Annotated in this window: 21 protein-coding genes; 5 read left to right on the top strand and 16 right to left on the bottom strand. The window is 63.7% G+C overall.

Annotation, left to right across the window (positions count from 1 at the left end):
* Positions 1-6: 6 nt before the first annotated feature.
* The 7 genes from arsJ to F2Q65_RS11870 form a co-directional block, all read right to left on the bottom strand.
* Positions 7-1344, bottom strand: a complete 1338-nt coding sequence (gene arsJ, locus F2Q65_RS11900; RefSeq protein ID WP_150093640.1) for an organoarsenical effux MFS transporter ArsJ — start codon at positions 1342-1344, stop codon at positions 7-9.
* Positions 1341-1697 (bottom strand): four helix bundle protein, encoded by a 357-nt coding sequence (locus F2Q65_RS11895; RefSeq protein ID WP_150093639.1) that lies wholly within the window; start codon positions 1695-1697, stop codon positions 1341-1343. Before F2Q65_RS11895 ends, arsJ begins: the two co-directional genes overlap by 4 nt.
* A 17-nt stretch (positions 1698-1714) precedes the next feature.
* Positions 1715-2755, bottom strand: coding sequence for an ArsJ-associated glyceraldehyde-3-phosphate dehydrogenase (locus tag F2Q65_RS11890; RefSeq protein WP_150093638.1), 1041 nt, complete (start codon positions 2753-2755; stop codon positions 1715-1717).
* Positions 2752-3273 (bottom strand): phosphatase domain-containing putative toxin, encoded by a 522-nt coding sequence (locus F2Q65_RS11885; protein ID WP_150093637.1) that lies wholly within the window; start codon positions 3271-3273, stop codon positions 2752-2754. The genes F2Q65_RS11890 and F2Q65_RS11885 overlap by 4 nt, the downstream gene beginning before the upstream one ends.
* 33 nt (positions 3274-3306) lie before the next feature.
* On the bottom strand, positions 3307-4239 hold the full coding sequence (locus F2Q65_RS11880) for a sulfurtransferase (RefSeq protein WP_150093636.1): 933 nt from the start codon (positions 4237-4239) through the stop codon (positions 3307-3309).
* A gap of 20 nt (positions 4240-4259) precedes the next feature.
* Positions 4260-5342 (bottom strand): ACR3 family arsenite efflux transporter, encoded by a 1083-nt coding sequence (arsB, locus tag F2Q65_RS11875; RefSeq protein WP_150093635.1) that lies wholly within the window; start codon positions 5340-5342, stop codon positions 4260-4262.
* A 321-nt stretch (positions 5343-5663) separates the two neighbouring features.
* On the bottom strand, positions 5664-6017 hold the full coding sequence (locus tag F2Q65_RS11870; RefSeq protein WP_211354024.1) for a metalloregulator ArsR/SmtB family transcription factor: 354 nt from the start codon (positions 6015-6017) through the stop codon (positions 5664-5666).
* 230 nt (positions 6018-6247) lie between these two features.
* On the opposite strand from F2Q65_RS11870, the gene F2Q65_RS11865 reads away from it, so the two are divergent.
* Positions 6248-6673 (top strand): rhodanese-like domain-containing protein, encoded by a 426-nt coding sequence (locus F2Q65_RS11865; RefSeq protein ID WP_150093634.1) that lies wholly within the window; start codon positions 6248-6250, stop codon positions 6671-6673.
* Positions 6674-6872: 199 nt separating this feature from the next.
* Here F2Q65_RS11865 and F2Q65_RS11860 read toward each other — a convergent pair whose 3' ends face one another.
* Positions 6873-7484 (bottom strand): NAD(P)-dependent oxidoreductase, encoded by a 612-nt coding sequence (locus F2Q65_RS11860; protein ID WP_150093633.1) that lies wholly within the window; start codon positions 7482-7484, stop codon positions 6873-6875.
* Positions 7485-7804: 320 nt separating this feature from the next.
* Between F2Q65_RS11860 and F2Q65_RS11855 the strand changes: the two genes are divergently transcribed.
* Positions 7805-8995: an iron-containing alcohol dehydrogenase gene (locus F2Q65_RS11855; protein ID WP_150093632.1), complete on the top strand. Its 1191-nt coding sequence runs from the start codon at positions 7805-7807 to the stop codon at positions 8993-8995.
* A gap of 378 nt (positions 8996-9373) precedes the next feature.
* On the opposite strand, the gene F2Q65_RS11850 is transcribed toward F2Q65_RS11855, so the two are convergent.
* The 4 genes from F2Q65_RS11850 to F2Q65_RS11835 all read right to left on the bottom strand — a co-directional run bounded on the left by F2Q65_RS11850 (position 9374) and on the right by F2Q65_RS11835 (position 15436).
* A complete protein-coding gene (locus F2Q65_RS11850; protein WP_150093631.1) occupies positions 9374-12532 on the bottom strand; it encodes an efflux RND transporter permease subunit in 3159 nt (1052 codons plus the stop codon).
* A gap of 65 nt (positions 12533-12597) precedes the next feature.
* On the bottom strand, positions 12598-13815 hold the full coding sequence (locus F2Q65_RS11845) for an efflux RND transporter periplasmic adaptor subunit (RefSeq protein ID WP_246156175.1): 1218 nt from the start codon (positions 13813-13815) through the stop codon (positions 12598-12600).
* Positions 13812-14735, bottom strand: a complete 924-nt coding sequence (locus tag F2Q65_RS11840; RefSeq protein WP_150093630.1) for a pirin family protein — start codon at positions 14733-14735, stop codon at positions 13812-13814. The genes F2Q65_RS11845 and F2Q65_RS11840 overlap by 4 nt, the downstream gene beginning before the upstream one ends.
* Before the next feature lie 101 nt (positions 14736-14836).
* Complete coding sequence (locus F2Q65_RS11835; RefSeq protein ID WP_150093629.1) at positions 14837-15436, bottom strand: FMN-dependent NADH-azoreductase; 600 nt, start codon at positions 15434-15436, stop codon at positions 14837-14839.
* 119 nt (positions 15437-15555) lie between these two features.
* Between F2Q65_RS11835 and F2Q65_RS11830 the strand changes: the two genes are divergently transcribed.
* Positions 15556-16473 (top strand): LysR substrate-binding domain-containing protein, encoded by a 918-nt coding sequence (locus F2Q65_RS11830; protein ID WP_150093628.1) that lies wholly within the window; start codon positions 15556-15558, stop codon positions 16471-16473.
* Positions 16474-16636: 163 nt separating this feature from the next.
* Here the strand turns inward: F2Q65_RS11830 and F2Q65_RS11825 are convergent, their stop codons facing one another.
* Positions 16637-17239: a TMEM165/GDT1 family protein gene (locus tag F2Q65_RS11825; RefSeq protein WP_150093627.1), complete on the bottom strand. Its 603-nt coding sequence runs from the start codon at positions 17237-17239 to the stop codon at positions 16637-16639.
* 256 nt (positions 17240-17495) lie between these two features.
* Here F2Q65_RS11825 and F2Q65_RS11820 point away from each other — a divergent pair, with 256 nt between their 5' ends.
* The gene (locus F2Q65_RS11820) at positions 17496-18146 is read left to right on the top strand and encodes a peroxiredoxin (RefSeq protein WP_150093626.1); all 651 of its coding nucleotides are present in this window, start codon (positions 17496-17498) and stop codon (positions 18144-18146) included.
* A gap of 693 nt (positions 18147-18839) precedes the next feature.
* Here the strand turns inward: F2Q65_RS11820 and F2Q65_RS11815 are convergent.
* The 3 genes from F2Q65_RS11815 to F2Q65_RS11805 all read right to left on the bottom strand — a co-directional run bounded on the left by F2Q65_RS11815 (position 18840) and on the right by F2Q65_RS11805 (position 22511).
* Complete coding sequence (locus F2Q65_RS11815) at positions 18840-19865, bottom strand: ABC transporter substrate-binding protein (protein ID WP_150093625.1); 1026 nt, start codon at positions 19863-19865, stop codon at positions 18840-18842.
* Positions 19862-21718: an SLC13 family permease gene (locus tag F2Q65_RS11810; RefSeq protein WP_150093624.1), complete on the bottom strand. Its 1857-nt coding sequence runs from the start codon at positions 21716-21718 to the stop codon at positions 19862-19864. The genes F2Q65_RS11815 and F2Q65_RS11810 overlap by 4 nt, the downstream gene beginning before the upstream one ends.
* Positions 21719-21809: 91 nt before the next feature.
* Positions 21810-22511 carry a phosphatase PAP2 family protein gene (locus F2Q65_RS11805; RefSeq protein WP_170265666.1) on the bottom strand — a complete coding sequence of 234 codons (702 nt, stop codon included), beginning with the start codon at positions 22509-22511 and terminating at the stop codon, positions 21810-21812.
* Positions 22512-22876: 365 nt separating this feature from the next.
* On the opposite strand from F2Q65_RS11805, the gene F2Q65_RS11800 reads away from it, so the two are divergent.
* Positions 22877-23067 (top strand): redoxin domain-containing protein (locus F2Q65_RS11800; RefSeq protein WP_150093676.1); only part of this gene is annotated, 191 nt, incomplete at its 3' end.

Raw genomic sequence — 23067 nt, 5'->3', positions numbered from 1 at the left:
GACAAATCAGGCAGGAGCGTCAACCTCGTGCGCTGACTGGGGCACCGGCGGCAGTCTGAGCGACAGCAGAAAGGCGGCGAGCACGAAGCCCGCCGACCACCACAGACACCCGGTCAGCCCCTGGGTCTGGTAGATGAGCCCCGACAGCACCGTGCCGGCGAGACGCCCGCCGGCGTTGGCCATGTAGTAGAAGCCGACGTTCATGGACACCTTCTGGAAGTCCGAGTAGGCCAGGATCAGGTAGGAATGCACGGCGGAGTTGATCGCGAACACAATGCCGAAGAACACCAGCCCGGCAACCAGCACCAGCCCCTGAATCTCCGCCGCGGACGCATCGGCAAGCCAGCCGAAGGCGGTCGCGGCCTCATCGCTCCATTGGGCCGCCAACGCCGGTCCGTGGGTCATGCCCAGCGCAATGCCGGCCGGGATCAGCGCCAGCACCAGCGCCCAGACACGCGCCGTGCTCCCGCCCGGACCCGCCCCATGACGGCCACGGCGCAGCAGCGCCGGCGCGCTGGCCTGGACCACGCCGTAGCCGATGACCCACAGCGCCAGGAAGCCGCCCACCTCGGTGAAGGACCAGCCGAGCACGTCGTACAGGAACACCGGCAGCGCCACGACGAACCAGACATCGCGCGCGCCGAACAGAAAGAACCGCGCGGCCGACAGCCAGTTGACCGCCGGGGTGTTGGAGAACACCTGGGTGAACCGCGCCTTCTCCTTGAGCTTGCCGACACCCGACGGCAGCAGCAGCGCCGTGATCACTAGCACTACGAGCAGCACGCCCGCGAGCACGAAGAGCGCGCCGCGGAAGCCGATGCCCTGCAGCAGCGCCGCGCCGACGAAGAAGCCCGCGCCCTTCAGGGCATTCTTGGAGCCCGTGAGCACCGCGACGTACTTGAACAGCCTGGACTCGGCCGCCGCGCCCTGGCCCGTGAGGGACTTCACCGAGGCCTTGGCCGACATCTTGTTCAGGTCCTTGGCGATGCCCGACAGCGCCTGGGCGGCCATCACATAGGCCACCGACAGCCAGGGATCAGGCACCGTGAGCATGAGCAAGGCCGCCACCTGCAGGCCCATGCCGATGTGCATGGTCAGGTTCAGCCCGATGCGCGCCCCGAGCCAGCCGCCGACCAGGTTGGTGACGATGCCGAAGACCTCGTAGAAGAGGAACAGCATCGCCACCTCGAACGGCGAGTAGCCGAGCTGGTGGAAGTAGAGCACCACCAGCATGCGGATCGCACCGTCGGTGATGGTGAAGGCCCAGTAGCCGGCCGTGACCGTGAAGTAGTTGAAGAGTGAAGTTTGAAGTTTGAAGTTTGAAACGGAAGATCGCCCGTTCATGCGCTCGGCCCTCTGAGCTTCTTGATGATGGTCGTCAGTATCGCGATCAGCTCACTGCATTCACTCTTGAGGTCCGACAATCGATGTTCGGGCAAGATCTCGGTAGCCGCAATGAGTCGAAGCCAGTAGTGGGTTTCCCGCGCCTCCTTGCAGGCGATGCTGTACTTGCTGATGAAATCCGCCTCGCTCTGCGATGCCTGCGCCTCCTCGACATTGGCACCGATCGAGGTCCCGGAACGCAGCAACTGCGAGGCGACTGTTCGCGGCACGCCCGGCGATCCATCCAGCACCCGACACAGCAACACCACCCGCCGTGCAAACTCAAAGGTCCGCGCCGGAATGTCCGATTTCATGCCTCACCTTTCAAACTTCACCCTTCAAACTTCAAACTTTTCGCCACCAGGCGAACAATGTCCATCATCCGGTTCACATAGCCCCATTCGTTGTCGTACCAGGCATAGACCTTGACCTGGGTGCCGGCGACGACCAGGGTGGAGAGGGCATCGACGATGGAGGAGCGCGGGTCGTTGAGGTAGTCCACCGAGACCAGCGGGCGCTCCTCGTAGCCGAGGATGCCGGCGAGCTCGCCCTCGGCGGCGACCTTGAACAGGGCGTTGATCTCCTCGGCGGTCACCGGCCGCGCCGCCTCGAAGACGAAGTCGGTCAGGGAGGCATTCAAGAGCGGCACGCGTATCGCATGGCCGTTGAGCTTGCCCTCGAGCTCGGGGAAGATCTTGGTGATGGCCTTGGCCGAGCCCGTGGTGGTCGGGATCAGCGACTGGCCGCAGGCGCGCGCGCGGCGCAGGTCCTTGTGGCCCAGATCGACGATGCGCTGGGTATTGGTGATGTTGTGAATGGTGGTCATGCTGCCATGCAGGATGCCGATCTGCTCGTGCATCACCTTGACCACCGGCGCCAGGCAATTGGTGGTGCAGGAGGCGGCCGTCACCAGATGGTGCTCGGCCGGGTCGTAGCGGTGCTGGTTGACGCCATAGACAATGTCCAGCGCCCCCTTGGTCGGCGCGGCGACCAGCACCTTCTTCACGCCTTGCTCAAAATAGCCCTGCAACAGCTCCGGCTGCTTATGGTGCTTGCCCGTGGCCTCGATGACGATGTCGCAGCCGGACCAGTCGCCCTCGGCGATGGTCTTATGGCTGCTGTAGCCCAGCGCCTGACCATCGATGTGCAGCTGATCGCCGTCGCCGCTACACGCGTGAGCCCAAGGCCCGTGCACCGAGTCGAATGCCAGCAGATGCGCCGAGCCCGCCGCGTCGCAGGCGATCTCGTTGATCTGGACGAATTCGAGCGCCGGGCCACTGTCGCCCCCCTGCGCCTGTTGGTGATCCCAGGCGGCCCGCAGCCCGAGCCTGCCCATGCGGCCGAAACCGTTGATGCCGATCTTGATGGTCACTGCACTTGCTCCTGTTGTTGATGTCGACCGTCACAAGCGGCCAGATAGTCGGTGTGTGCCGGCAGTGTCAGAGCCTTCGGACGCAGGACCTTGACGAGCGTGTCGGCCCGCTCGCCATCCATCCCGCTCTCGCGCAGGATCAGGGCTGCCATGAGCCCAGTCCGCCCGGAACCGCCGCGGCAATGGATGGCGATGGCGCCCTGTTGCGCCACAAGCGCCATCACCGCATCGCGATTGGCCACCCAGGCCTGTTCGAACGCCGGCCCCGGGGCCGCGTCGTCCTCGACGGGAAAGTGCAGCCAGCGCATTCCAGACTGGACAACCGCCTCGGGCAGGCCGGCGACCTTGAGCTGCGCCATCTCGTCACTCGGTGTCATGCTGATCACGGCATCCGCTCCGGCCTGGCGCAGCTGCTCGATCGATTCGGCAAGACCGACACCCTTGGTGCCTGGACAGGGGGTGAATAGCAGCTTGCCCCCCTCGGTAAGCGGGAGTACGTCATAGGGATGGATGGTCATCGGATGCCTTGCCCTTTTGCTGATAGGCGGGAATCAAAGTGCGAAATCGTCATCGAGCGGCGCTGCGCCCTCCACCACTGGCAGCGTCAGCGTGTTGCCCCAGTGCGACCAGCCGCCGTTGTAGAGGCGCACGTCCGCGTAGCCCAGGTGTCGGAGCTGCATCCAGGCCAGGCTCATGCGGAAGCCGTCGTGACAGTAGACGTAGATGCGCCTGTCCTTCGGAATATCCTGGTAGAGCGCGGCCAGGGCCTCGTCACCGAGCCAGGTCTGCGCCTGGGCGTCTGTGCCGTCGAGGCTGACCACGTTGAGCGCGCCGGGGATATGGCCGCCCGAGATCGAGTGGCGAATCACCTCGCCGGTGTACATGTCGTGCGGGCGGGCATCGAGCAGCACCACGCCGGGATCGCGGCGGGAGACGACGTCATCGTAGACGTCGGTCCACTCCACCAGCAGATCGGCATCGGCGTCCTTGAGGGTGAAGTTGCCCGGCGCACGCTCCACCGGCTCCTGGCTGAGGTCGTTGAAGGCACTCCATTCAACCGTACCGCCGTTCAGCACCTTGACCTGCTCCATCGGGAATCCATAGAGCGCGAGCAGAAAGTACAGGCGCGACGCCAGCGCCGTGCGCGCGTCGTCATACAGCACAAGGGTCGAATCGTCGTTGACGCCCCAGCGGCGCAGCGTCGCCTGGAAGGCGTCCTTGGACGGGAAGCGCATCAAGGGGCTGGCGGTGTTGTCGCCGAGGTCTTTGAAGCGCTGGACCTGCACCGCCCCGGGGATATGGCCGACGGTGAAATAGCGGTGCGGGTGATAGCGCACCTCCAGCAGCACCAGGTTATCGTCGTCGATGTGCTCGGCGAGCCAGTCGGCATCCACCAGGTAGGCAGGGGCGGCCTCTACCGGAGCGGCTCCCGACGCGGCCCCCAGCACTGTGACCAGCAGCAGGAATCTCAGGGATCGAACCATGTTAAGTCCTCCTCAGTACGTCAGCTTTGCGTGGCGCGACCTTCATACCAGCCCTTGCTGCGGTTGACGATGGCGACCACCGAGAGCATCACCGGCACCTCCACCAGCACGCCCACGACGGTGGCAAGCGCTGCACCTGAGTCGAAGCCGAAAAGGCTGATGGCGGCGGCCACGGCAAGCTCGAAGAAGTTGCTCGCACCGATCAGCGCAGACGGTGCCGCAACGCAATGCGCCTCGCCGACGCGGCGATTCAGCCAATAGGCGAGCCCGGAGTTGAAATAGACCTGGATCAGGATCGGCACCGCCAGCATCGCGATGATCAGCGGCTGCGCCAGGATCTGCTCACCCTGGAAGCCGAACAGCAGCACCAGCGTGGCCAGCAGCGCGACCAGCGAGGCCGGCTGCAGCCGCGCCAGCACCTTGCCGAGCGCCACCTCACCGCCGCTGCGCAGCAGGTACCGCCGCCACCACTGGGCGAGCACCACCGGGACAACGATGTAGAGCACCACCGACAACAGCAGCGTGTCCCAGGGCACCGTGATGGCCGAGAGCCCCAGCAGCAGCCCGACGATGGGCGCGAAGGCGAAGACCATGATGCTGTCGTTCAGCGCCACCTGCGTCAGCGTGAAGTGGGGCTCGCCGTTGGACAGGTTGCTCCAGACGAAGACCATGGCCGTGCAGGGCGCCGCCGCCAGCAGGATCAGCCCGGCCACGTAGGAATCGAGCTGCTCTGCCGGCAGGTAGGGCGCGAAGACGATGCGAATGAAGACCCAGGCCAGCAGCGCCATGGAGAAGGGCTTCACCGCCCAGTTGACGAACAGGGTCACGCCGACGCCGCGCCAGTGTGCGCGTACCTGCCCCAGGGCGGCGAAGTCGATCTTGAGCAGCATCGGCACGATCATGAGCCAGATCAACAGCGCCACCGGCAAATTGACCTGCGCCAATTCCATGGCGCCGATGCCCTGGAAGACACCTGGCAGGACGTGCCCGAGGGCGATGCCGGCGACGATACAGAGCGCCACCCACAGGGTCAGCCAGCGCTCGAACAGCCCAAGCCTGGCCCCAGCAGCCTTTCTGGCGGTGATCTCGCATTGCGTGCTCATGGCAACCCTCCGTTAAACAACGCCCTGCCGGACGACCCGTCCGCTCGCCACGCAAGTCGAACAGGTGCATGCAGTGGGCGGGTCCAGGTGCGCGGCCTTTGCAGGACGGAGCGCACCTGAACCGCGCACTAGATCTGCTGCGTAATATATATGAAAAATCGCATATTAAAAGTTAAGAATTGGTGACAGGCAACCGACTGCGGGCGCACGCCCCTGCCCTCGGCGACAACCATCGGTCATACGCGATCAGAGGCTGCCGGCAGCAATCGCCAGAGGCAGCCGTCGGAAACGCTCGTCAGGCGCAAATGTCAGGCGCAGATGTCAGGCGCAGCGGGGGGCATCCGGTCGGTTCGGCATCGCGCTCAGGGCGCTGAAGTCGGCAACGAAGGGCGGACTGTTGCACAGCCCGGCGTGGGTCTCCCGCAGCACGGCCTGCGCCCAGCCGGGCAGATCGGGATGCACGCGGTAGTACACCCAGAGCCCGGCGCGGCGATCGGCAACCAGCCCGAGTTCGCGCAACTGCGACAGGTGGCGCGACAGGTGCGGCTGGCTCACACCGATGGCATGGGTGAGCTCGCAGACGCAAAGCTCGCCATGCTCGACGAGCAGCATCAGCGTCCTGAGTCGGGTGGCGTGGGAGAGCGCGGCGAAGAGGTCAGTCGCTTGGATCGCCATGGTTCATTGGAGTCGGGCAGGTTCATCAGGAAGGCGCCGATCGATAGCCCTCCCTGATGCAAGCCAGGGCCACACTTCAGCACGCGATTCGAGGATGCAGTCAGGCCTGCTGAGTCAACAACGCCCCTTGCCCTGTGTCAAGCCGCCCCCTCATCGGCGCTGACGAATCCTCAATGCATCGGCAGAACGGAACTGGTGGAATGACCGGTTAACCTACCGGGAGAAAAACCATGTACGACCTTTCGACCCCCGAAACGCCGCTGACCCTGATGGATTTCGTCGAAGCGGCAAAATCCCGCGTCAAGGAACTGTCCCCGCAGCAACTACAGCAGCTGCAGCACACCACAGACGATCTGCTCGTGGTCGATGTGCGGGAATCTTCCGAACACGAGCAGGGACATCTTGCCAACGCCATGCTGGTGCCACGCGGCATCCTCGAGGCCGCGGCAGACCCGACCTACGAAAAGCATCTGCCACGGCTCACTGCGCATCGTGATCGGCCGATTGTGCTCTATTGCGCCACCGGCGGCCGTTCCGCGATGGGCGCGGCAGTGCTGCAGATGATGGGCTTCAAGTCAGTCTACAGCCTTGCCGGAGGGATTACCGGCTGGGAGGGCGAAGGCCTGCCGATCAACCGCGAAGCACGCTACGTCTAGGGACATGCCGATCTATTCAGCATGTCCGGCGCGGGGCAGGATGCTCCGCCATTTTCAGCGGCGCAAGCCGCTGAAAATGAAGCGGTTCGGAAATCGCGTTTTCGAATCGCGTGCTGATTTTTGGCCAGGAGGTCGATAAATCAGCATCGCCCTAGGGAAATGCTGATGACTCCCCCCCTGCCCTGCGTCAAATCCTGACTCAGGTCACCGCCGGCGTCTGCTGCAGGTAGGTCATGTCACCGACCTGCCGCAGTACGAACTCCGCGACATCGGCCCGACTGATGCGCCCGCCCTTGATTCCGCGGTCGAGCCCGTGCCGGTACTGCCCGGTGCGCGGGCCATCGGTGAGCCCACCGGGCCGGACGATGGTCCAGTCCAGTCCGCTGGCCTTGATCAGTTGCTCCTGCGCCTCCTTGGCCTGCATGATCGGCTTCAGCGTCAGATCCATGATGAGCCGGAACACCGGGTTGATCTGATCTCGGCTGTCACCAACCCCGAGCGAGGTCACCGCCACCAGTCGGCGCACCCCGTGCGCCTGCATGGCCTTCAGGATCTGCTCGGTGCCGACGGCCTCGATCGGCGTCTTGCTGCCATGCGAACCCAGCACGCAGACCACGGCATCCGTGCCCTCGACGCAGCCAGCGGTTGCGTCGGCATCGCGCACATCGCCGGGGAGCAGGACCAAACCGGGTCGCTCGCCCAGCTTCTCCGGCGTGCGCACCAGCGCCTTGACCTGATGTCCCTGCGCCAACGCCTGCTCAACCACCTGCCGGCCTGTGCCGCCGGTGGCGCCAAACACACTGATCAGCATTGCTCTCCTCCCCGTTTGTCTGCGATGACTGAGGCCGATAGATCTCGCTTAACCGGACCGACGGGCCTGGCGCGTGTTGCATTGGTCAATCGGCCTGGTCGCTGCACCCGCAACTGGGCTGCCCCTGGCCCGGTTTAATACACTGTCCCCCAGAAAGGCGTCCCCCAGAAAGGCCGTCCCCGACAAGGATCGCTTCACCAAGGCTGCAAGGGTATCGAGAATCGGGCACACTTTCAGGAGAAAAGTGCGACCGCCCCTCGGGCCCGGGCACAAGACCCCCAACTCACCCAACCGAATTCCCATCCTTGAGGAGCCATGTCATGCAGTTCGACTTTCATAACCCAACCCGCCTGGTCTTCGGCGCCGGTACCCTGTCGCGCCTGGGTGAGCTTGCCCGCCCCCTTGGCCAGCGTGCCCTGGTGGTCACAGGCGGTGGCAGCGTCAAGCGTGCCGGCACCTTCGAGCGCGCGCTCAGCAGCCTTGCCGAGGCGGGTGTGACCGTCTTCGAGTGCGACGGTATCGAGCCCAATCCGCGCATCAGCTCGGTGAAACGGGGTGCGTCGACGGCGCGTGACAACCACTGCGACCTGGTGGTCGCGCTGGGCGGCGGCAGCGTGATGGACGCAGCCAAGGTGATCGCGGCGGCCGCCCTCTACGACGGCGATCCGTGGGATATGATCTTCCACGGTCAGCCGCAGCCTCACATCCCGACCCAGGCACTGCCGCTGATTACGGTGCCGACCCTGGCGGCGACCGGCTCCGAGATGAACGGCACCGCGGTGATCTCCAACGCGGAGCGCAAGGAGAAGTCCTTCGTCATGGCCCCGTGCCTGTACCCCAGGATCGCGCTGCTCGACCCCGAACTGACCCTGAGCGTGCCCCCGGATCAGACAGCCTATGGCGTCTGCGACCTGATCACCCACATCACCGAGAGTTACTTCAACGGCAGCGGCGACACGCCGATCCAAGACCGCTTTGCCGAAGGCGTGATCATCACGGCGATGGAGTACGGCCCCAAGGCCGTTGCCGACGGTCGCGACCTGAACGCACGCACCCAGCTGCAGTGGGCGGCCACCGTCGCGCTCAACGGCTGGATCAGCAGCGGCAGCGGTAGTGCGGGCTATCCGGTACACATGATCGAGCACACCGTCTCGGCCCTGCACGACATCACCCATGCCGCGGGCCTGGCCATCATCAATCCGGCCTGGATGCGTTTCGCCGCCAACGCCAACCCGGCAAAGTTCGTGCAATTCGCCGAGCGCATCTTCGGACTGACGGCCAGCGGCCCGGACGATCTGGCCTGTGCCCTCGCCGGCATCGACCGCTTCGAGACCTTTCTGAAGTTCATCGGCTGCCCGACACGGTTCTCGGATCTGGGCATCGACGACCGCTTGATCGAGACCTACGCCAAGGAAACCCTGCGCATCGTCCATGACGACCAGGGCCGGCTGCCGGCTCGTCCGGCGATGAGCGAAGCGGACATCGTCAGCGTCTTGCGCGCGGCGCTGTAATCCTGCGTCCAGGCCAAGGTCGCCTGTGCCCGGGACGACCTGAATCAGGAACCGCCCGAGCCAGCCGCGGCCTGGACGCGCACTGCGCAATGGGCGTCAGCCGCGTGAAACGCCGTTCGGGCATGCGGCTGCAACATGACTCGAATCGCAGCTGCTTGGTCCCTGCGCGGCCCGAAGCACCCTCGCGGCCGGCATCCGTGCACCGCCCCGCCCGGCGGCTGCGCCGCCCCCTGCCCTGGGTCGAGGCATAATCCACAGCCGCTGTGGATAACCCTGTGCGCAGCCGCTGGAACGATGCGCTAACCTCCGAAACCGCCTTGGGCGCGGCTCGGGTTGGTCAAAAATTGACCAACCCGAGCACCCCTGCCCGTCTGCGGATCAGTCTCCGGACGACGCCGCCGACAGGCGTCGGCGAATCAGCACGAAGAACAGGGGCACGAACAGCACCCCAACCAAGGTGGCCGCGATCACGCCGCCGAGGACGCCGGTGCCGATCGCCTGCCGACCGCCCGCGCCCGCACCGCTGCTGATCGCCAGCGGCAGCACACCGAAGCCAAAGGCCAGCGAGGTCATGACGATGGGCCGGATACGCATGCGGGCGGCCTCGATGGCCGCAGACACCGCATCGCGCCCCTGCTCCTGCAGGGTTTTGGCGAACTCGACGATGAGGATGGCGTTCTTCGAGGCCAGGCCGATGGTGGCGAGCAGGCCGACCTGGAAGTAGATGTCGCTCGGCAGGCCACGCCCCAGTGCGGCCAGCACGGCCCCGAGCACGCCGATGGGCACCACCAGCATGACCGCGAAGGGGACCGACCAGCTCTCGTAGAGTGCCGCCAGGGCCAGGAAGACCACCAGAATCGACAGGGCGTAGAGTGCCGGGGCCTGGGAGCCGGCGGCACGCTCCTCGTAGGAGATCCCGGTCCAGGCCAGGTCGATGCCGGGCGGGAGCTGCTCGGCCAGCTCCTCCACCACTGCCATGGCCTCGCCCGAGCTGACCCCGGGCGGACTCTGACCGAGCACCTCCGCCGACGGCAGGCCGTTGTAGCGCTCCAGCCGGGGTGAGCCGAAGGTCCATTCGGCGGTGGCAAAGGCCGAGAAGGGCACCATGTCACCCTCGGCGTTGCGCACATACCAGGCATCCAGATCCTCGGGCAGCATGCGATAGGGGGTGTCGGCCTGCACGTAGACCTTCTTCACCCGCCCCTCGTGCACGAAGTCGTCCACATAGGCGCTGCCCCAGGCCACTGACAGGGCCTGATTGATGTCCGCCAGCGACAAACCCAGCGCGCCCGCCTTGGTGCGGTCAACATGGATCTGGTATTGAGGCTCGTCCTGACGACCATTCGGGCGCACGCCAACCAGCGCCGGGTGCGCCGACGCCATGCCAAGCAGCTGACCGCGCGCGGCCATCAGGGCCTCGTGACCGAGATTGGCGCGATCCTGCAACTGCAGATCCCAGCCCGAGGCGGTGCCGAGTTCGACCACCGCCGGCGGCACGAAGGCGAACACCTGGGCATCGCGGATACCGGAGAAGGCCTGCATGGCCCGCCCGACCACGGCATTCACGCCAAGATCCGGGCGTTGGCGTTCGGACCAGTCCTTCAGCTGCACGAAGCCCAGTGCCATGTTCTGTCCCTGACCGGCGAAGCTGAAACCGGCCACCGTGATCAGCTCGCGCACCGCTTCGGGCTCGTTTTCCAGGAAGTGGGCCTCGACCTGTTCGAGAACCTCCAGCGTGCGCTCCTGAGTGGCGCCGGGCGGCAGCATGGCCTGCAGGATGAGAAAGCCTTGGTCCTCCTCCGGCAGAAAGGCGCTGGGCAACCGGGCATAGCCGATCGCCATGGCCGCCACCAGCACACCATAAAGCCCCAGGAACAGCCAGCGCCGCCGCAGACTGAAGCGCACCCCGCCCAGATAGACGCCGACCGTGCGCTCGAACAGTCGATTGAAACCGTCGAAGAACCTGCCGAAAGGCCCGCGTCCCTGGCCGGACCCGTGCGCCTCGCCTCCGTCCTGGGGCGATCCCTTGCCGGGTGGTAACGGCTTCAGCATGGTTGCGGTCAGTGCCGGTGTCAGGGTCAATGCCACCACCACCGACAGCAGCATGGCCGACACGATGGTGATGGAGAACTGACGGTAGATGACCCCGGTGGAGCCGCCGAAGAAGGCCATGGGCACGAACACCGCCGACAGCACCAGGGCAATGCCGATCAAGGCGCTGGTGATCTGGTCCATGGAACGGCGGGTCGCCTCCTTCGGTGGCAGTCCCTCCTCGTGCATGACGCGCTCGACGTTCTCCACCACCACGATGGCGTCATCCACCAACAGGCCGATGGCCAGCACCATGGCAAAGAGCGTCAGCGTGTTGATCGAGTAGCCGAAGGCCGCAAGCACGCCAAAGGTGCCCAACAGCACCACGGGCACCGCGATGGTCGGGATCAGGGTGGCGCGCAGGTTCTGCAGGAACAGATACATCACCACGAACACCAGCAGCACCGCCTCGAGCAGGGTCTTCACCACCTCCTGGATGGAGATGCGCACGAAGGGGGTTGTGTCATAGGGGAAGATCACCTCCATGCCCGGCGGGAAGAAGGCCGAGAGTTCCGCCAGCCGGACCTTGACCCGATCGGCGGTGTCCAGGGCGTTGGCCCCGCTGGCCAGACGGATGGCCATGCCGGCGGCCGGCTGGCCGTTGTGGCGGGCACTCTTGCCGTAGACCTCGCTGCCGAGTTCGATGCGGGCCACATCGCGCAGATAGACGGTACCGCCCTCGGCACTGGTGCGCAGACGAATGGCGCCGAATTCCTCGGGCGAGTTGAGGCGACTCTGCACATTGATGGTGGCGGTGAGCTGCTGGCCTTCCAGGGCGGGGATGGCGCCGAGCTGGCCAGCGGAGATCTGGGCGTTCTCGGCACGCAGGGATGCGGTCACGTCCGCGGGGGTGAGCCCGAACTGATTGAGTCTGTGCGGATCCAGCCAGATGCGCATGGCATACTGCGACTCGAACAGGGTGATCTCGCCGACACCCTTGACCCGGCTGATCTCGTCGAACACCTGGCTGGCGACGTAATCGCCCAGATCGGCACCGCTCATGCTTCCGTCGCGGGAGACGAAGGCCGCGACCATCAGGAAGTTGCGCACCGACTTGGCAACCTTGATGCCCTGCTGGCTCACCGCGGCGGGCAGCAGCGCCGTGGCCAGCTGCAGCTTGTTCTGCACCTGCATCTGGGCGATGTCCGGGTCCGTGCCGTTGTCGAAGGTCAGGGTGATGGTCGCAACCCCGTTCGACTCGCTGGTGGAGGACATGTAGCGCAGGCCGTCGAGTCCGTTCATCTGCTGCTCGATGACCTGGGTCACCGAGTCCTCCAGCGTCTGTGCCGAGGCGCCGGGATAGCTGGCGGTGATGCTGATGGCCGGCGGCGCAATGGCCGGGTACTGGGAAACCGGCAGGCTCAGGATCGACAGGGTGCCCCCGAGCATGATGAGAATGGCGATGACCCAGGCGAACACGGGTCGGTCAACAAAAAATCGGGCCATGGTGGCTGGGTCTCGGGTTCAGGGGGTGTGAAGGATGGGCGGCGCGATACTGATCAGCACGCGGATCAGCCCGCGGCGTCGCTGGCCGATGGCGCGTCCGCCTCCACCGCGCGTGCCGTGTCTCCCGGCTTGACCTTCTGCAGGCCATCGACCACCACGCGCTCACCGGGCTGCAGACCGGCGTCGATCAGCCATTGGTCCTGCAGTGCGCGGTTGGTCTCGACCTGGCGCTGCTCGATGGTGCCGTCGTCACCCAGCACGAACACATAGGGATTGCCGCGGCGGTCGCGCTGCACGGCCTGCTGGGGCGCCAGGATGGCGTCCGGGCGGAGCCCTTCCTCCACCAGGGCGCGGACGAACATGCCGGGCAGCAGCACGCCGTCCGGGTTGGGGAAGGTCGCACGCAGGGTCAGGGAGCCAGTGCCCTCGTCGACATTGACCTCGGAGAAGGCAAGGCGTCCCGCATGGGGATAGGTGGTGCCGTCCTCCAGGATCAGGGTGACCTTGGGCTGCTCACCGCCGGGGCGCTGCAGGCGGCCGTCCTCCAGCGCGCGACGCAGCCGCAGCACCTGGGCGCTGGATTGGGTCAGGTCGACATGAATGGGGTCGAGCTGACGCACCGTGGCCAGGGCCATCGGCTGGTTCGCCGTGACCAGCGCACCCTGGGTGACGCTGGAGCGGCCGATGCGACCGGCGATGGGCGAGACCACGCGGGTGTCATCCAGGGCGATGCGCGCGGCAGCCAGCGCGGCCTCGTCCACGGCGACACTGGCCGCGGCCTCCTTGAGCGCCACCTGGACATCGTCGTAGTCCTCCTGGCTGACCGACTTGCTCTCCAGCAGGTCGGCATAGCGCTCGGCCTTCATGCGCGCGCGGGCATGGGTGGCGCGCGAGCGTTGCAGGGCCGCTGCCGCGCTGTCGAAGGCCGCCCGATAGCGCGCATCGTCGATCTGGTAGAGCTGCTGTTCTGCCTCGATCTGGCTGCCTTCCTCGAACAGACGCGCCTGGATGATGCCGCCCACCTGGGGGCGCACCTCGGCGATGGCATAGGGCGCGGTGCGACCCGGCAACTCTGTGCGCAAGGTCAGGGGTTGCGGTGCGATGCGGATCACGCCAACCTCCGCAACCGGCTTGCCGGCCGCACCGGCAGGGTCTGCTGCACCCTGATTGCCCGCACCCTCACAGCCGGCGAGCAGCAGCATACTGACCCCGGTGAAGGCGGTGAGCAGCCAGGCCCTGGTCAGATGCCTGCCAGCGGTGTGTCTCATGCCGATGTTGCTCATGCTGTGGATCCTGTGGCGTCTTTGGAGTTGGTCAGGTGACCTTGCTGGAAATCCATGATGGCCTGGTAAATCTCCTGGCGGCTGTTCATGACGAAGGGGCCATGCTGGACGATGGGTTCGTTCAGTGGGCGGCCGGCGAGCAACAACACGCGGGTGTTCTCGGTAGCGGCCTCGATCAGGACCCCGTCACTGGCCGCGGCATTGTCCAGGATCGCCATGCGCTTGCGCGGCACCCGGGTGTCGCCGATCCGCGCCTCGCCACGGTAGACGTAGACAAAGGCGTTGTGATCGGCCGGCAAAGGCTGGGCGAAGCGGCCTTGGGCGTCGAGGTGGATGTCCAGAAACAGGGGCTCGGTGTGGGCGCGCGTCATCGCGCCTTTGAGTCCGTGGCTCTCACCGGCGATCAGGACGACTTCGGCACCTATTGCTTCGGTGCCTGCTGCTTTGCTACCCGTCCTGAATCGGGGCAGGTCCGCAGCGGCGAAATCTCGATACCAGGGCGCGCGCATCTTGTCCCGGGCCGGCAGGTTCAGCCAGAGTTGAAAGCCTTCCATCACACCCGCCTCCTGTTGCGGGATCTCGGAATGGACGATGCCGCGCCCGGCAGTCATCCATTGCACGCCACCATTTTCCAGCAGGCCTTCGTGACCAGCGCTGTCTCGGTGCCGCATGCGGCCGGCGATCATGTAGGTGACCGTCTCGAAGCCGCGATGCGGATGCTCCGGGAAGCCGGCGATGTAGTCGTCGGCCTTGTCGCTGTCGAAGTTGTCCAGCATCAGGAAGGGATCGAGCCGCCGCTGCAGGTCCTGCGTCAGCACCCGGGTCAGGCGCACGCCGGCCCCATCCATGGTGGGTTGGCCGGTGATCAGTCGCTCGACGGTGCGGGATTGCCGCAACGCCGCCGCAGGACGCCAGATCATGGACCCAGCCGCCGTCTCGACAGACGGCTGCGGCAATGCGGTCGATGGCCGGGCGGCTGTTTGCTGTCCGGGGTGTGCAGAAATGCGCATGGCCGGTTTCCTCAGAAGGGCATGGCGGCGATGTCGGCCTCGGCCTCCGCCAGCCCCTGCTCGACAGCGGCGTCACCCAGGTTCATGCCCTCGGCATAGGCGAAGTGCAGATCCGTGATGCCGAGGAAACGGAAGTAGGTCTCCAGATAGGGCGTCTGGGTGTCGGCAGCTGTGCCGCGGTAGCGACCGCCGCGGGCGCAGGCGGCGTAGAGGCGCTTGCCCGTCAGCAGGCCCTCGGGGCCGGTGTCGGTATAGCGAAAGGTGACGCCGGCCCGGGCGATGGCATCGATCCAGTTCTTCAGCTGACTGGAAATGCCGAAGTTGTACATGGGCACGCCCAGGACGATGACGTCTGCGGCCTGCACCTCGGCGATGCGGGCATCATCCAGGGCCACGCGCGCGACCTGCTCCGGCGTGCGCGACTCAGCCGGCGTGAAGAGGGCATCGAGCGCGGCCTGATCCAGCGCCGGATGCGGCGCGCTGGCCAGGTCATGCCGGGTGACCACCGCCTCTGGGTGTTTGGCGCGCAATTGGGCGACGATCTTGTCAGCGATCTGGGTCGAATGGGCGCCCTGGCTGCGGGCGCTGCCGTTGATCTGGAGGATGTTCATGGGGTCTGGCCTGTTGTTTGCTGTTTGGGATCCGGATGGTTGCCCGGACCGGATGCGAACAGACTAATCGGTTTGCCAGGCTTGATTAAGCCCCCTTTTTGGGTCAGATTGTTCGACCAATGGAACAATCACCCCCTAAACACCCAAATCCAGAACAACTGGATCCCAACGACCTGCTGATCTTCGCCCGTGTGGCCGATGCCGGCAGCTTCACCGCCGCCGCCGAGCAGCTCGGCCTGCCCAAGTCCAGCGTGTCGCGCCGGATCAGCCTGCTGGAAGAGCGCCTGGGCGAACGGCTGATGTTGCGCACCACGCGCCGGCTGACCCTGACGGAATTCGGCGAGGCCATGCTCGAGCACGGCCGTGCGCTGGCCGAGGAGGTCGAGCTGGCCCGCACCCTGGCGGAGAGTCGCCGCGCCCAGCCCAGCGGTCGTCTGCGTGTCTCGATGCCGAGCGACTTCGCCAACCTGCTGCTTGGTGATCTGTTCGCCGCCTTCAGCGCGCTGCACCCGGCGGTGATGCTGGAGATCGACCTGTCGCCACGGCGGGTCGACCTGCTCGGCGAGCGGGTCGATCTGGCCATCCGCTTCGGCGATCTGCCCGACGACAGCCTGCTCGCCGCCCGACGGCTGAGGCGCTTCACCTGGGGGCTCTATGCCGCCCCCGACTACCTGGCCGAACATGGCACACCGCGATCTCCCGAGGATCTGAAGCAGCATCGGTGTCTGCGTCTGCTGGACGAGGGCGCCACCGGCCATTGGCAACTGAGCGCCGGCGAGCAGACCCACCACGAGCACTCGCCCGCGCCCATCCAGGCCAATTCTCCAGAACTGCTGCTGCGCCTGGCCCGCGCCGGCGCCGGCATCGCGGCGCTGCCCGATCAGTTCGCCGCGCCCCAGCTGACCCGTGGCGAGCTGCGTCGCGTGCTGCCCGACTGGTCACTGCCCGCCCAGACCGCCTGGGCCGTCTTCCCGGGCCGCCGCCTGCTGCCCGCCAAGACCCGCGCCTTTCTGGAGATGCTGCAGGCGGCGCTTTAGGCAAACGCATCCTGCGACCCAGGGCCATGCAGCTTCTTGCATCCAGCGGCTATGCCGCTTGGCAGCATGGGCGCTTGGACTGCGGTCGAGCGCCCTCCTCGGGAAACGCTGATTTATTCAGCATTTTCCGTGCGGGGCAGGAGGCCAAGAAATCAGCATCTCCCTAGAGACCAGCCGCCTTTGCCAGGGCGAACGCGGCGAGGATCAGGAAGAAGATCCCGCTCAATTGATGCAGCCGATGCAGCGGAATCCGCCGGAGCAGTGTGGTGCCGACCAAGACGCCGAGCGCCGAGGTCGTGCCAAGCGCCAGGGTCGCGCCGATCCACACGGGCACTGCCGGCAGGGTGGCGGCCATGCCGCCGACCGCGAGCTGGGTCTTGTCACCCATCTCCGCCAAGAAGAGCATCAGGAAGGTGGTGGCAAAGAGGCCGCGCCCACTGCGTACGCGGATCTCCTCGCAATCGTCCTGCGCCTCGGCGCGCAGCGACAGCACCCCAAAGACCCCGAAGAGGACGGCAATGCCGAAAGCGAGCAGCCGCTCTGGGACCCAATGCGCCAGCGTGGCGCCGAAGACGACGGCGAGCAGGTTGAGCACCGCGAAGGCGGCAAGCGCCCCCCAGAGCACAGGCCTGTAACGGTGCTTGGCGGCCAGGGCCATGCAGACGAGCTGGCTCTTGTCGCCGATCTCCGCAAGAAACACCAGGCCGAAGGTGGTGACGATGGCGCTCGAAACGCCGAGGACGGAGGAGGAAACGACGGGATCCATGGTGCCCTTCTGTCTTGTGCAACGAGGTTTCCTGCCGAGCGGCAACGAACGGCGGGCTGGCGCGTGACTCGGCTGGCAATCAATCGGACACGACTGGACCGGGGCGGCCGCTGCCGCCGCCTATCGATTGATAAAAAGCAATAGTCACCGACGATGACTTGCATCCGACCAAACGATTATACCCGCACAAGTGGCATGCGTATTCTGAACCCGTGCTCGACGAGCACCGTCAACAACCGCTTACGGAGCTGTACCCATGACCGAGACCCAAGCCACCGCACCCGCCATGCCGCGCCTGAACGAGCCCGCCCCGGCCTTCGATGCCCCGACCACCCATGGCCGCAAGACGCTGCAAGACTACCGCGGCAAATGGCTGGTGCTGTTCTCGCACCCGGCGGACTTCACCCCGGTGTGCACCACCGAGTTCATCGCCTTCGCCAAGCGCCACGCGGACTTCCAGGCGATCAACTGCGAGCTGCTCGGCCTGTCCATCGACAGCAACTTCTCCCACATCGCCTGGGAGCGCAACATCAAGGAGAAGTTCGGCGTCGAGATCGGCTTCCCGATCATCGCCGACCTGTCGATGCAGGTGGCCCGGGCCTACGGCATGATCCAGCCCGGTGCCAGCGACACCTCGGCGGTGCGCGCCACCTTCATCATCGACCCCGAGGGCGTGCTGCGCGCCATGGTCTACTACCCCATGAGCAATGGCCGCTCGATCGACGAGTTCGTGCGTCTGGTCAAGGCGCTGCAGACCTCCGACGCGCACGGTGTCGCCACCCCCGAGGCCTGGCAGCCGGGCGACAAGGTCATCGTGCCGCCGCCGGCCACCGCCGAGCAGGCCGAAGCCCGCATGGGCGAGGGCTATGAGTGCTCCGACTGGTACTTCTGCAAGAAGGCACTCTGATAGGCCCTCCCTGTCAGGTCTGATGGCATCGCGGCCGTGGGGCAGGCGCCCCGCGGGCCGCCTTGCCAACCGCCTCTTAACGCGGCTGTCGGTCTGTTGCACGACACGCATCGGGATGACTCCATCGCTCTGTCGGCGACGACCAGACCTGCCTTGTGCGGATCCTCGCGCGATGCCGTCCGCTGAGGAAGCGCTGACTTATTCGGCGCTTCCCGTGCGGGGCCGGAAGCCACGCCATCCTCAGTGATCGCAACCAGACGCTTCGGCTGTTCAATCCTGGCTCAGGAACTGAGACAGCAGCCTGTGCTGCTCCTGAATCTCCTAAGCCAGCATCTCTTGGGGTTGCGTCAGCTTTGGGGCCTCCTCGTCGTGTTTGATGCCGGCGCATGTTCTTGCCATGCAGCAATACATCGCTGCTTCTTGACGGAGAGATTGGCAAGGGCCTATTGAAAGGCATACTGGCTGTTAATTTCAGTCATGCTTCGGACTCCGTGCTATGGATAGAAGTGCCAATGCGTCGAAAGGGCCCGGGAGAAAGGAGGGCGCTGACGAGCCAAGTGTTTCCTGCCGCGTGGTCTATCGCAATGAACCGAGACAGAACAATCGCGGACATTCCTGCGGCAGGAAGAACAGATCGAGAAATATATTGATCAGAGGTAACTGGTCACTGCGTTCCCGAGCCAGGAGAGCCTATTAGTCGTAGGCGCCATCCACTGCATCGGCAAAGGCTTCGATCTCAAGGGGTATTTCCTTTCCCTTCAGTCGCTTGTGGAAATCAGTTTTTCGTATGTACATCAAGTACAGGCGATTCTGCTTATGCCCTATGCTCCCTGCCTGTAGTCCCTTCTCGATGATGTCGGTAACCATGTGGCCAGCCTCTTCCCCTTGTTCGAAAGGGGAGAGCCCAACGGCCATCATCCCGCCATCTTCGATGAAAAATCGCCAGAATCCGAGCATGGGCAGATCAGAGTGCTCTTTGGTCCATTCGACTACGGTAGCAGGATTGACGACCTTGTTGGGATCTTGCGGATCCTTGATCGTATGATAGTGGGTAATAAGCAACCAGTCAGCCTTGGTGTTGGACTCTACAACGGCGGCCTTCCAGGCATCAAAATCATCGATATTTTTTGATCCAACAAGCTTGAACGGCTGCCAATCAAAACCTTGTATGGAATCATGGACATAGTGCGATGTATCCGAGTCATCGGAGAGGTGTAGCAGGCGGTTTTCTTCGTTCCCTAGCGACGCCAGTACTTCTTTGGTCACGGCCCATGGGATGACTTCGCCTATGCCACCGACGTTGTCTGCCTGATGGTAGTCATAGCGCGCAAGATCAGCATTGACGCCGGCATAGACAATATCGATATCGGGATGATTAACGAAATATCGACCGACAAACTCCTGAGCGTTGTCATCGACTGCAAGAATAACGGAAGGTTTCCACTGGTGAATGAGATCTCTCGCCGCGCTGCCGGCTTCTCTCCTGAATTCCAGGCTAGGATGTTTCTTGGTATCCATGTAGAAGTGTCGTATATTGTACGGCCTGTCTCCCAAGGCCCTATCAATTCCCGTATTGATATCCTTGACCCAGCTGAAATCGGTGGCATAACTGTGCAAGACTAGCACTCGGGGGCGCTCTACTGCCTTGTAGACGAGGAACATGCTCACAAGAAGCAGGAAGATAATCGAAAGGGTCTTATCCAGTGCGCTGATATTCATAGCAAGTGCATGCCTTGCCAGTAGGGAACAGAGGCCATGATGGCGGCGACTCGCCCCAGATTCATGAGTGCGTTGTAAATCAGCATCCTCCGTTTGTCGTATAGTCCTTCTCCGCCTTCTTCTGCTCCGTCACGGAAGGCCAGATAGTAGGTCGACTGGTAACTCATGAACCAGCCATCACTAATGACCAGTACTAAGAAGGCGATGACCCAAGCATTGACGCCTTGGGTTGCCGCAATAGGTAAGAAAATACTACACACAAGAATAATAGTAGCGTTGTTGGGAACGATTAGCCGAATCATAAAGATGGTCAGCGACGCCAAGAGCAGGAACTGGTAGATGCTCTCGCGCATATAGACGCCGAGCCATTCCAGCTTGTGTGCAACGACGTTATCTAATCCAAGATAATTCATCGTTTGCACGATGCTGATCATACCTGCCAGCAGCAGCAGAAAGGGCCAGTTGATATCCCTGCGGACATTTGTATTGGTCAAGAGTCCGAGTGCAAGCAAGATAAAGAATACCGACATGCCGATCCAGGGAGGAGGGATCTGATGCAGCGATGTGGTCAACACGCCCAGGAGGAAGAGTCCCAGGGCGCCCAGAGCGATCCACTCGTCGCGGCTGATCGGCCCCATGATGCTGAGCTGCGACTGCAGACGTTCGCTGTCGAGGCTGGGCCGGTCGTGGTTGTGGAACAATAGCCAAGACAGGCTGAAATGGAAAAGCAGCAGCACCAAGCCGGCAACAGCGGCCGCCATGGTCCAATAGCCCCAGCTGAATTGATATTGGACCTGGGCCGGGAAGAGGCCATAGACCGCAAAATTGATGGACTTGCTGGTCATGAAGAGCGGAGAGAAGATGGCCGCGCCGGCGAAGCTCGCCGCGGCCAGCCCTGTCGCGGGCCTCTCACCCGGCTTATAGCGGACCGACTGAATGATATCCCTGAGCAGAGGCAGCGTCAGGGTCACACGGGCATTCGCGGAAGGAAGCAGGGGGGTGAGAGAGATGCCGAGCAACAGCATCGAGGTCTGGTAACCAATCTGGGATTCCGGTGAGCGCTTGAGCAGCCACAGGGCAATGCGGTAGGTCAGTCCCGACCGCACGAGGACCGCGCCGATGGCAAATACGCTCATTGCCATGAAAAAGCTGCCCGAAACAAAGCCGGATAGTGCCGTCTTTGTAGGTACAACCCCAAGAATGACGGAAGCCAAGACCAGAAAGATGGCTGGGATGAATTCAGGCAAGAGCCTGAATATCCACATGATAGTTGTAATTGAGAAAACGGCCAGAAAATCAACTGCTCGCGAGTCGTAGCCCGTAGTGGAGCCGTAGTAGTACACGATAGGAGCGACAAGCAGGGCGGCCAGCCAGCCGACCGGCCTCATCAGCGGAACGGGCTTTTTTTTCTGCTTTTCGGGCGAGTCTACGGCGATTTTCTGTGGCGACTTCGCATAGTGTTTGATGAGCGAGGATGAAAGCTCGGAGATGATCACCGGGGTATCGGGAATCGTGGAAAGAAGCACCTCTGATGGAATTGCAATAACGGTCAGAGGTGTCACTGCGATGGCATCAGCAAGGTAGGTTCGCATGTCAAGCGACGCTTCTTCTCCCACCCAGCCTGATGCAAGGTGGTCAACTTCATTACCCTGGAACACCAGAGCCAAGGTACCCGAGCAGATCAGGTAGGTTGTATTGGCCGGTTGAGTCGACTTGAAGAGCGTGCCATTGGACGCAATGCGTCGTTCTTCTACATGTGGCAAGAGACGGGCAATATCCTGACGTTGGCACCTCGATAGGACAGGTGCTTCTGATAAGACGGTGAGGATATCGACGTGAGTGTCCTTGGCCATGTCAGGGGTTGTTCTTGTCGAATATGGGCCTGGGCAAAGCCGATAAGGCTGCTCATCAATGCCAGCGCGAATCAGGCTACAAAAGTCTGAATCAGGGACGAGATGGTGGTGGTGTCCATTCCGCTGCGCGTAACGCCTCCAAGTCCTTTTGGAACCTAGGCGTCTGCATTAGCTCGGAGAAGATCCACTCCGCCAGGCCTCGGGACATCGTCACATCCGAGACATAGTGCATACCGCCCAGGACGCGCGACATACCGATAGCGGCGGCCTCCCGCAGGAAGGCAGTCCGATGACCAGGATCGAGCTCTGCCAAGACCAACGCGAAGGTCCAGGACCAAGTGGCATGGCCACTTGGATAGGAATAGCCGGCTTCGGCTAGCACCAAAGGCTTGATCCGCTGCGGGTGAATAATATACGGCCGCGGACGTTGGAAGGTGTCTTTAAGCCTATTCTTAGGCGGATTGATGGTCTCCTTGAGCCGCTGGAAAAAGGCTGCGGTCAGCGGAAATCGCTGCTGGTTAAAATCAGGGCCAAGGACCTCTGAGAAAGTGAATACGTTAAATAACGCTCGAAAATTGGCCCTCGCAATCTCCTCAGGTGTCGCAACCGCCTGTATTGCGATGCTATAGGCCACATCCGCCCGGTCCCAGGGATCACCGGCACTTGGGGGTAATGGGTACTCCTGCAAAAAGGTCGCGTTATCGGGGAGGGTCCAGGTTTGCGGCTGGAGGTTGTCTGCGAAAGACTGCGCGGGAACGAGCAGCAGGCACAGGAGGAGGATTCGGATAAGCATTGGGCAATGGCTCGCTGGGCCTTGGGGGTAACTACGGTGAAGCCAGAGTCTCGTACCTGAGGGAAACCTGAATCGCTTCAGCTTATCCCGGGGTTGGTTACCTGGCGTCTTGGCAGAATCCTCGATGATTCGAGTCATTGCGACTGCACTCCAACTAGGGATCGACCAGCCGTGGAAGGTCATACCTCTAATGAATGTAGTTCAGAAGTGTCGTAAGCGCCAATTGGCCGCTCTCGCGCCAAGGTCGGCACTGACAGCGTGGACTGGCAGGACTTGCTCGTGGTCATCGGCGCGCTGAAGCACGATCGCAACGGCGTGCTCCTGCAGATACCTTTTTCATTGGCGGCCGCGACGATCAATCGCGCCTGCTCGTCGGCGCGGGCAAGTACAAGGACGTGGACGAGCCCGCCCCGGCCTTCGATGCCCCGACCACCCATGGCCGCAAGACGCTGGAAGACTACCGCGGCAAATGGCTGGTGCTGTTCTCGCACCCGGCGGACTTCACCCCGGTGTGCACCACCGAGTTCATCGCCTTCGCCAAGCGCCACGCGGACTT

It is taken from the genome of Thiohalocapsa marina (assembly GCF_008632335.1).
Lineage (GTDB): Bacteria > Pseudomonadota > Gammaproteobacteria > Chromatiales > Chromatiaceae > Thiohalocapsa > Thiohalocapsa marina.
This window is presented reverse-complemented; position numbering and strand designations above follow the sequence as displayed.